The sequence below is a fragment of the Bathymodiolus platifrons methanotrophic gill symbiont genome, assembly GCF_002189065.1.
Taxonomy (GTDB): domain Bacteria; phylum Pseudomonadota; class Gammaproteobacteria; order Methylococcales; family Methylomonadaceae; genus Methyloprofundus.
This window is the reverse complement of the sequence record NZ_BDMN01000004.1, coordinates 1-8,277: the sequence shown is the minus strand read 5'-3', so window position 1 is coordinate 8,277 and position 8,277 is coordinate 1. Positions and strand designations below refer to the sequence as shown.

Genomic DNA, 8,277 nt, shown 5'->3' with positions numbered 1-8,277 from the left:
ACCTCGATACACCAGCATTGTGTATTTCAGCTACTCAATAATTGGGAAACTTCAGTATACTATAAGGGTGCAATATTTTGAATATTGCACCCTTTTTTTTTGCAAATTCTTGAACTGTAGAGCGGACTTTAGTCCGCAATTCCTGTTGCAATATTAGCGGATACAGGTGTTGAATTCCGCCTACGCTGTTCGCCCGCTTTTATTATCTTAATAAAAGCAGAGGTTTCTTAGTGTTAACCAGCATTTTTACAGTAAAACTGCCCAGTAACATTTCACGTAGCCGGGTATGACTAAAGGCGCCCATAATGGTTAAATCAATTGCGTGTTTTTCTTGATAAGCACACAATTCCTGATCCGCTTTACCTGATAAAGAGGCAGTAATTAGGGTAAGCCCAGAAGCTTTTGCAAGCTTTTCACTGGCTTGTTGCAGTAATTTATCTGCATTTTCTGCATTTTCTGTATTTTTATTGACACAAACTAAATGGCAGGTAAATCCTTTGTACAAAGGGCTTTTTGCGACCATATCAACGACTTTTTCAGCGGCTTCACTGCCATCATAAGCAAGCATAATAGTCTCAGGTGTTTTAAATTCATCATTTACGACAAGAATAGGGCGGTGAATAGCACGTATCATCATTTCCAGATGCGAGCCTATTTTTTCCTGCTGTTTTTCATGGTCTGCACCTCGAACACCGAGTACTAAAACATGAATATCATCTTCAAGATCTATTAGGCTTTCAGCCACGCTACCATGTCGCTGAACAGTAATAGGATCAGCAATTCCGGATTGTTGAGCTCGCTGCTTAGCAGTCTCCAGCATCAACTTGCCTTGTTGCATTAATAATTTACTACGTTGCTGCTCTAGCTTAGTAAGATCTTCGAGTAGGTGCTCCTGGCTTCCTAAGCCAATATTGCCAGTTAAATCAGAGGTAACTGGTGTTTCCTGATGCTCAATATTATGCAAGAGTTTGAGTGGAGCTCCGACTCGCTGTGCAATCCAGACTGCATAATCACAAACAGCTGAACTGATAGCGGAGCCATCAATACAGGCCAGTACTAGTTGTTGAGTGTGTTTCTGTTGAGTATTTTCCATTAGTGTCCTCCCATAACTTTTTCAATTTCTTCTGGATTATCATGTACACCAAATCGATCCACAATCGTGGCGCTAGCATCATTTAAACCAAGTAGTTCAACATCTGCTCCTTCGCGTCGGAATTTAATAACCACCTTATCTAGTGCGTCAACAGCGGAAAGATCCCAGAAATGCGCATGAGTCAAATCAATAATAACTTTATCAACAACCTCTTTAAAGTCAAAATTACTGGTAAATTTATCAGCTGAATTAAAAAACACCTGGCCATGAACAACATAAGTGCGTGTGTCACTATCATCACTTAATATTGATTCTACATACATAAAGTGAGCAATTTTATTGGCAAAGAATAATGAGGCCAGTAATACTCCGACAAAAACACCGTATGCAAGGTTATGAGTCCAGACCACCACAACTACAGTCATCATCATCACCACATTAGCGGAGAGAGGGTGTGATTTTAAATGGATAATTGAATCCCAGCTAAAGGTTCCAATAGAAACCATGATCATAACGGCAACCAGAGCGGCCATAGGAATATAAGAGAGCCATTCATTGAGGAAAACCACCATGATCAATAAAAATAGCCCTGCGACAAGCGTAGATAAACGCCCACGCCCACCTGATTTGATATTAATAACCGATTGACCAATCATTGCACAACCTGCCATACCACCTAATAAACCAGCTCCTATATTGGCAATACCCTGACCTTTACATTCGCGGTTTTTATCACTAGTGGTATCAGTTAAATCATCAACAATAGTTGCAGTCATTAAAGACTCTAACATGCCAACTACGGCTAGGGCAGCAGCATAAGGAAAGATAATTTGTAGGGTTTCAAAGGTTAGAGGAACTTCGGGCCATAAAAAGATGGGCAGTGTATCAGGCAAGTCTCCCATGTCACCGACGGTACGAATATCTAGACCGAGATAAATTGAAACCAGAGTAAGGCCAATAATACAGACTAAAGGAGAAGGAATGGATTTACCGATAAAAGGTATATAGGGAAATAAATAAATAATACCCAGGCCTGCTGCTGTCATGGCATAGACATGCCAGGTGACATTTGTGAGTTCAGGTAGTTGAGCCATAAAAATAAGAATTGCCAGTGCATTAACAAAGCCAGTGACTACGGAACGCGAGACAAAGCTCATTAAACTTCCCAGCTTTATATATCCCGATATAATTTGTAAAACACCAGTTAAAAGGGTTGCAGCTAATAAGTACTGTAGGCCATGATCTTTAACCAGAGTAACCATTAACAGTGCCATGGCTCCTGTAGCAGCACTAATCATTCCGGGTCTACCACCAATAAATGCAGTAATCACTGCAATACAAAAAGAGGCGTATAAACCGACCTTTGGATCTACCCCGGCTATAATAGAAAAAGCAATGGCTTCAGGAATAAGAGCGAGAGCCACGACTGTACCAGCGAGTACATCGCCTTTGATATTGCCTAGCCAGTCTTGTTTTTTTGAAAGTAAGAGCATGTCTACCTTGTGAAGAATGATAAGGAGCTGTAATGAGAGTATTCATTACAATAAAAAATATAACCGGTTATGATAACAAGTACTGACAATTTGAATGAATTTATTTTGTTATCCGCTATAAAAAATATTGAAACATGACTTTTTCAAATTATAAAGTACATTGCCTGCATTCCCACTTTAATAATTGTGTAGAATGATCGTTTACTATTATGTTTATCTTTTTCTTTGAATATCAGGACAGGTGTTATGAAATTAATTACTGCAATTGTAAAACCATTTAAACAAGATGATGTGCGTGAAGCTTTGTCCGAAATTGGTATTGCTGGAGTAACAGTTACCGAAGTAAAAGGCTTTGGCCGTCAAAAAGGACATACAGAGTTATATAGAGGTGCTGAATATGTGGTTGATTTTTTGCCGAAAGTAAAAATGGAAATTGCAGTAGCTGAGAATATTGTTGACCAGGCTATTGAAGCTATTATTAAATCTGCGAATACTGGGAAAATAGGAGATGGTAAGATTTTTGTTACTGCGCTGGAGCAAGTGATCAGGATCCGTACCGGTGAATCAGGTGAAGAAGCTATTTAGTAGGGGATTTATGATGAACTATATTTATAAGAATAAAAAAAGATTTTTATTTCTAGTATTGGCTCTTTTACCTGGATTTGCAGTAGCGGGGGAGCTTAATCAGGCAAATACCGCATGGATTCTGACTTCTACTGCTCTAGTTCTGTTTATGACTTTGCCGGGCTTATCATTATTTTATGCCGGTTTAGTACGTAGCAAAAACGTTTTATCTGTTTTGATGCAATGTTTTGCTATTACTTGTCTGATTTCCATTATGTGGTTAGCAGGTATGTACAGCCTGATTTTTTCTGATGGTGGCTCTGTTCAAGCTTTTATCGGTGGGCTTTCAAAAGCCTTTGTCCCAGATATGGGGCCAGATAGTTTAACTGGTGATATTCCTGAGTCTGTATTTTTTATGTTTCAGATGACTTTTGCAATTATTACTCCTGCTCTAATTGTTGGTGGCTTTGCTGAAAGAATGAAATTTTCTGCAATGATGCTATTTAGTGCTTTCTGGGCCTTATTGGTTTATGTGCCAATTTGTCACTGGGTCTGGGGCGGAGGCTGGTTAGCTGAGCTTGGTGCCATGGACTTTGCCGGAGGTATTGTTATTCATATTACTGCCGGTGTTTCTGCATTAGTGACTGCACTCGTTTTGGGTAAGCGAAAAGGCTTTCCGAAGACTGCAATGCCTCCTCATAATATGCCTATGGTTGTAACGGGAGCCGGAATGTTATGGGTAGGTTGGTTTGGATTTAATGCAGGTAGTGCATTAACTGCTGACGGTTCTGCAGGTATGGCTATGTTAGTAACCCATATCAGTGCTGCTGCAGGTTCTTTAACATGGATGGTCATTGAGTGGGTACGCTTTGGCAAGCCAAGTGTATTGGGTATCGTTACTGGGATGGTTGCAGGTCTGGGAACTATCACACCCGCATCAGGCTTTGTTGGTCCTGCTGGTGCATTAGCGATTGGTATTTCAGCAGGTATTCTATGTTTTTATGCGGTACAAATTGTAAAACGTCATTTTCATATAGATGATTCTCTGGATGTGTTTCCAGTGCATGGTGTAGGGGGAGTGTTGGGCACGATTTTAACCGGAGTCTTTGCCGCTAAAAGTATGGGTGGATTGGGCTTGAATGATGTCACAATTATGCATCAAGTTGGCGTGCAGACAATTGCTGTCATCGTGACAATTATCTGGAGTGTTGTATTCAGTTATATTATTTTAAAAGTCCTTGATAGTGTTATAGGCTTGCGAGTTTCTGAAGATCAGGAAATTGAAGGGCTGGATATTGTTTTGCATGAAGAAACTGGATACCATAATTTGTAGGTATCTTACTTTAAATAGTAAAGTATTACCCGATTACCCATACTCTCAGTCAGTCACTGTCATTTCTACAAGCACCCAGTAAAGCTGAGTATAAGCTTTAGCAGGAATTTCGAGGTTATTACCATGCTAATTTCCTAGGCGTATTCTACAGAGCTGAGAGTTGCACGTAATCAGCATCTTAAACCAGGTTTCTGACTGCCCACCTTCAAGTAACAAAATACTATATATTCAAAGACTTGTATTTTGTTACTTAGAAGAAAATGGTTGATGTAGGCTGGGCTAAATTCTCTAGTGCAGCGCGATAACGTAACTCGGTATTTTTTAAAATGCCGGGTTACGTTTTTATTGCTGCGCAAAAAAATCTAACCCAGCCTACGGGTAATACACAGATTATAAAAAAGAACTTAAACTTGTGTTCGGCAGGACAAACTTAAGAATGAAAAATCCTGTTATTAACGCTGTATATGTTGATTTGTTTTTCCCATTACTTTGTAGGTTTTATGGATACCACGTTGTTAATTGAAAAATTTCGTAAGCCTGTGCTTATTACTATAGGCCTGATACTGGTATATGCATTAGCTGGGTTTGTTTTGTTACCCCGGTTTATGCAAAGCAAAATACCAGAATTAATTGAGAGTGAAACTGGGCGCAAAGCATCACTTGAGCGTATAGAGTTTAATCCATTTTCACTGGAATTAAGCCTGCAAGGCTTTTCTATGCAAGAGCAAGACTCGCAGACTTTTATTTCCTTTAGTGAGTTATTTACTAATGTTCAAGTTTGGGCTAGTCTCTGGAACCTGGCATTAGTATTAGATGAAGTCAGCTTATCTGGTCCTTATGTTCGTATAGAAGCATTAAAAGGTGAGCGTTATAATTTTAGTGATCTTTTGAGTACCGAGGATGAAGACGAGCAAGTAGCGGAGGAATCTGAAGGGATTTTTCCGGTTATTATCAATAAGACCGCACTTATTAATGGCAAGTTTGCAACAATTGATGCGCTGAAAAGTGAACCTGTTAATAAAGTAATAAAAAATATCAATTTGCAGCTGGAGCGTTTTAGCACCTTACCTGATAAGGGGGCTGATTTAGGTTTTTCTATGGCTCTTAATGGTGGGAGTAAGCTGCAATGGAATGGGGTTTTTTCTATTAACCCTATAATGTCACACGGAACAATAACTGTTGAAGGGTTAAAGTTTACCGATATATGGAGCTTGTTTTTACAGGATTTAGTGCAATTTAAATGGATAGCAGGAACCCAGGATATTTCATTTAATTATCAACTGTCTTATCCTGATGATGAGTTGTTGTTTTCGTTAAATAGAGGCAAATTAAGCACTAACAATCTTACCTTTATTGGTAAAAAAAATACCTCTGAATTTCTAAAAATTCCCAATTTAATTCTGGGAGGTATAAGTTTTGATTTAAATAGGCAGACTCTGGATATTGAAACAATTGAGTCTTCAGAAACTGATTTTAAGCTGTGGTTTGAACCTTTATCTACTGAGTTAAATTACCAGACTATCTTTGCGGCTAATAAACAAAAGCAAGAACCGAATATAGAACCGAAGGAGATTGATCAGTCTAAGAAAGTGCTGCCCTGGAAGATTAATATTCAGGATATAGCTATTAATACTGCAAAAATTAATTACCACGATCAGCGTGGTAAAGACCCTATCACGATAGATGTTAAGGCTGTAGATTTGGGCTTAAAGAATACTCAGGTAGTCGTTGCAGAATTACTAGAATTAACGACCAGTCATGGCAAGCTGAATCTGCAAGACCTGGTTTTGTATACAGAAAATGAGGGTGAACTTATAAAAGTTCCTGAACTTTTAATAAACGATCTGGTTTTTAATCTACTCGATAAACATATCAAAATAAATTCGATCAATACCAGCGATGCAGTTATAAAAGCCTGGCTAGCAAAAAATGGTGAGTTAAATTATCAAAGCTTGTTTGCATCAGAACAGCAAGAAGAACCTATGGCGCAGAAGAGTACTGTCGAAAAGGCTAGCGAAAAAGAAGAACCATGGTTGTTAGAGCTCGATGAATTCAAAGTGACTAATTATGCTATTCAGTTTAAAGACTATACGCTAGACAAGCCTGCTTCTCTGAATTTATCAGCGATGAATTTTTCTCTGACTGATTTTAATACTCAACAGGGAACACGGCTCCCTGTCGTTTTTAGTAGCCAATTTAACCAGCATGGAAAAATAAAAATCTCAGGTTATTCTATTTTAGAACCACTTGAGACTATGCTTGATGTAGCTATAAGCCAGATAGGGGTTGATAGTTTTGAACCTTATATTAACCAGAGTGCACATCTGGATATTATAGGAGGTGATTTTAATACTCAGGGTAAATTAGCTATTTCTCAAGCTGCGCAGGCGGAACTAAAACTTCAATACCAAGGAAACATTGATATTAAGGGATTGCATACGCGTGATCTGATTTTAAATCAGGATTTTCTTAAATGGCAGAAATTAACTCTGAGTGGCGTAGATTTTAATTTGCAGCCGGGTGAATTAAAAATTAAATCAGTTAGTTTAGATAAACCCTATGCACGAGTGACTATCAAGGAAGATAAAACCACAAATATTAGTGATGTTATCGTTGCCAATGCGACTGAACAAACGGATAAGCCAAAACAAGTAGCTAAGCCATTTATCTATAAAATAGATAGTTTTAAACTTAATCAGGGGCAATCTGATTTTTCAGATTATTCACTTATCTTACCTTTTGTTGTGCACTTAAATGATTTAAAAGGTGATATTAAGAATATTTCTTCAAACCCAAAAGCCCAAATAAAGCTTGATTTAAACGGTAAAGCATTTGATTTATCACCAGTACAGATACAAGGGAAGCTTGATGCTGATTTAGAGAATTTAGATATAGCAATGCATTTTAAAAGTTTTCCTCTACCTTTTCTATCTCCTTATATGGCCGATTTTTCAGGAGATAAGATAGAAAAAGGCAAAATGTCACTGGATTTAAGGTATCAGGTCAATAAAAAACAGTTAACAGCCAGTAATGACCTGGTGATTGATCAGTTCGAGTTGGGGGAAAAAGTTGAAAATCCAGATGCAGTAATATTACCTTTAGCTTTAGCAGCCATCCTGCTAAAAGATAAGGATGGCAGGATTACTATCAGTATGCCTTTGCAAGGTAGTATGGATGATCCTGAGTTTAGTGTGAGTCAGTTACTGTTTGATACATTTATTAATCTATTAACAAAAATAGCTGCTTCACCTTTCACTGCGATAGGGGCCTTTTTAGGTAGTGATGCAGATTACAGTGTAGTTACTTTCGCAGCTGGAAATACGGAGATAAATGCCGAACAAGGTAAAAAACTAACCGACCTGGCATCAGCTCTGACACAGAAAAAAGAACTAAGCCTTGAGGTACGAGGAATAGCTTATACCAACCAGGACTGGCCAGCAATGAAAGATGCTGCGTTAAACGATCAGTTAAAACAGATATACGCGGATGAATTACAAAAAGCGGGTAAAACCAAGCGTGCTGAATATATTAAATTATCCGAAGATGAGTACCAGCGTTTGCTTGCTGATTTATTTATCAATACCTTTCCTGACCTGGCAGAACGGTCTTTCTTTGGCGCACCTAAATTAACGAATCCAGAAATGGGTGAGTTTTATGCGGTTGCCAGCAAAATGTTAAAAGATAAAATTAAACCAGATCATAATAAACTTGTTTCCCTGGCATTGAAGCGTGCTAGAAATACTGCAAAGTTTCTGGTTGAGCAAGGAAAGGTAGAGCAGTCACGTATTTTTATA

Annotated in this window: 5 protein-coding genes; 3 read left to right on the top strand and 2 right to left on the bottom strand. The window is 38.3% G+C overall.

Annotated elements, in window-relative coordinates; translation table 11 throughout:
• Positions 1–202: 202 nt before the first annotated feature.
• Positions 203–1,093, bottom strand: coding sequence for a universal stress protein (locus CDZ78_RS00100; RefSeq protein WP_087868114.1), 891 nt, complete (start codon positions 1,091–1,093; stop codon positions 203–205).
• The gene (locus CDZ78_RS00095; protein WP_087868113.1) at positions 1,093–2,586 is read right to left on the bottom strand and encodes a SulP family inorganic anion transporter; all 1,494 of its coding nucleotides are present in this window, start codon (positions 2,584–2,586) and stop codon (positions 1,093–1,095) included. The genes CDZ78_RS00100 and CDZ78_RS00095 overlap by 1 nt, the downstream gene beginning before the upstream one ends.
• Positions 2,587–2,832: 246 nt before the next feature.
• Between CDZ78_RS00095 and CDZ78_RS00090 the strand changes: the two genes are divergently transcribed.
• The 3 genes from CDZ78_RS00090 to CDZ78_RS00080 all read left to right on the top strand — a co-directional run.
• A complete protein-coding gene (locus CDZ78_RS00090) occupies positions 2,833–3,171 on the top strand; it encodes a P-II family nitrogen regulator (RefSeq protein WP_087868112.1) in 339 nt (112 codons plus the stop codon).
• A 13-nt stretch (positions 3,172–3,184) separates the two neighbouring features.
• A complete protein-coding gene (locus tag CDZ78_RS00085; protein ID WP_087868111.1) occupies positions 3,185–4,483 on the top strand; it encodes an ammonium transporter in 1,299 nt (432 codons plus the stop codon).
• Positions 4,484–4,983: 500 nt separating this feature from the next.
• A partial coding sequence (locus tag CDZ78_RS00080) for a DUF748 domain-containing protein (RefSeq protein WP_167374126.1) occupies positions 4,984–8,277 on the top strand: 3,294 nt, incomplete at its 3' end.

Bases quoted from the DNA above. Each gene is read 5' to 3' on its own strand.
- CDZ78_RS00100 (WP_087868114.1), bottom strand. From the start codon at position 1,093: ATGGAAAATACTCAACAGAAACACACTCAACAACTAGTACTGGCCTGT.
- CDZ78_RS00095 (WP_087868113.1), bottom strand. From the start codon at position 2,586: ATGCTCTTACTTTCAAAAAAACAAGACTGGCTAGGCAATATCAAAGGC.
- CDZ78_RS00090 (WP_087868112.1), top strand. From the start codon at position 2,833: ATGAAATTAATTACTGCAATTGTAAAACCATTTAAACAAGATGATGTG.
- CDZ78_RS00085 (WP_087868111.1), top strand. From the start codon at position 3,185: ATGAACTATATTTATAAGAATAAAAAAAGATTTTTATTTCTAGTATTG.